This window comes from Jiella pacifica (genome assembly GCF_010500815.1).
In the GTDB taxonomy this organism is placed as follows: Bacteria; Pseudomonadota; Alphaproteobacteria; order Rhizobiales; family Rhizobiaceae; genus Jiella; species Jiella pacifica.
Genome location: NZ_JAAAMG010000062.1, coordinates 1 through 1,572, shown reverse-complemented (window position 1 = coordinate 1,572; position 1,572 = coordinate 1). Strand labels below are relative to the sequence as shown.

Below are 1,572 nucleotides of genomic sequence, written 5' to 3'. Positions count from 1 at the left end.
GTCGTCCGTGAAGAAAGCTCGTCAAGCGGCGTCGGCGGTTTGACGGGTGCCGAATAGGCTGATGATCGCGATCTGGATGAAGGCGACAAAAAGCTCCAGCCAAGCGAGGATGCGGCGGAAGTTGTAGCCGATGGCAGCGAGGACGGCGTTGGCGGCGTCGCCGATGGCGTGGGCCAGGTGATTGCGGCCCATCCGGTGGTCGGCCTTGAGATGGCCGATGACGGGTTCGACGGCCGCTCGCCGTTTCATTTCGCGCTGGATGGCGTCGGTCATGCCGCGTTTCTGGCCTGAGGTGTAGACCTTGAAGCGGTGGCTCTGAGGGGCGTTGTGGCCCTTGTAGCCGGCGTCGGCGATGATCCGCGTGAGGGTTGCGCCGACCTGGGCCTCGATGGCAGGAATGACGCTGGCCAGTGTGTGGCCGTCATAGGGTTTGCCCGGCAGCGCCGCGACGTGAGTGACGAACTGGCCGCCCTTTGAACGCTTCAGCGTGGTGGCGACGGAGACCTTCACGCCGAACTCGTAAGGCCGATGGACTTTTCCCTTGCCGATGCATTCGACCTCGGGCGCATGCAGGCTGAAGACCCTGAGATCGGCGTCCTTGGGCAGCCCCCTGACAGGGTTGAGGTTGCGATTGCCGGCATGGACCCGGCGGGCCAGCATCAACTCATGCGCCACCGCCGCCTCCAGTTCCGGATCGCCCTTGGTCTTCCTGACGATGTCGCGGATGACACGGCCGAGATAGGTCTTCAGGGTTCTGAGCGCCTTGTTCGCCCGCTTGAACTGCTTGGCATGGGCGTAGCGCTGCTGCTTGATTAAGGCGAACTTGCCGACCCGCTCATAGGACTGGCGCAGATCGATCCCCAGGGTCTTGGCCAGCCGCACCAGCCGCTCGCGTGAACGCTGCATCAGTCTGGCGTCGGTCGGATGGGCGACCGCCTTGGGCTGCACTGTCGTGTCGACAATGGCACGGGTGAAGTCCGCAGGCTTGGCCGCGCCGGTTCGGGTCGCGGTGGCGAGGCTCTCCTGCAGCAGCGCGTTCAGCCGCTCCTCGCCCATCCGCTGGCGCCAGCGCGTCATCGATGAGCGATCGAAGGGCAGCTGGTGGCAGAAGAACTCCTCGCCGCAGAACAGTTGATAATAGGGGTTCTCCAGCCAGCGATCGCACAGTGCCTCGTCGGACAGATCGTGCATGGCCTTCAAAATCGCCAACCCGGCCATCAGCCGCGTCGCCAGTGGCGGGTGGCCCGGCGCCTCCGTGTAGACCGCGCCGAGCCGCTCCTCCAGAAACCGCCAGTCGATCGCCCGGCCGAGCCTGGCGAGCGCGTGGTTCGTGTCGACGATCTGGTCGAGCCTGGCGCGGAACATGTCCGTCTGCCCGCTGTCCCGCCGCTCCTTCGGACGCATCCCGACGCTCCCGATTCATGGACCCGAAGGCCATGGAATCACGCCCGCCGCAGCAACGCAATTTGCAAGTTTCTGCGGCCACACACGGCTGAAACCGGCGAAAGTCAAATCTTTGCACATGCCGATCAGTCAGCCATTTCAGTGGCTTCGAAATTCTTCACGGGAGAC

At 64.4% G+C, this 1,572-nt stretch carries 1 protein-coding gene; it reads right to left on the bottom strand.

Translation table 11 applies throughout. The features are described 5' to 3' along the window. Nucleotides 1-21 precede the first annotated feature (21 nt). Entirely contained in the window at nt 22-1,404 is a 1,383-nt protein-coding gene (locus GTK09_RS27035; protein ID WP_163466478.1) for an IS5 family transposase, read from the bottom strand. Nucleotides 1,405-1,572 lie beyond the last annotated feature (168 nt).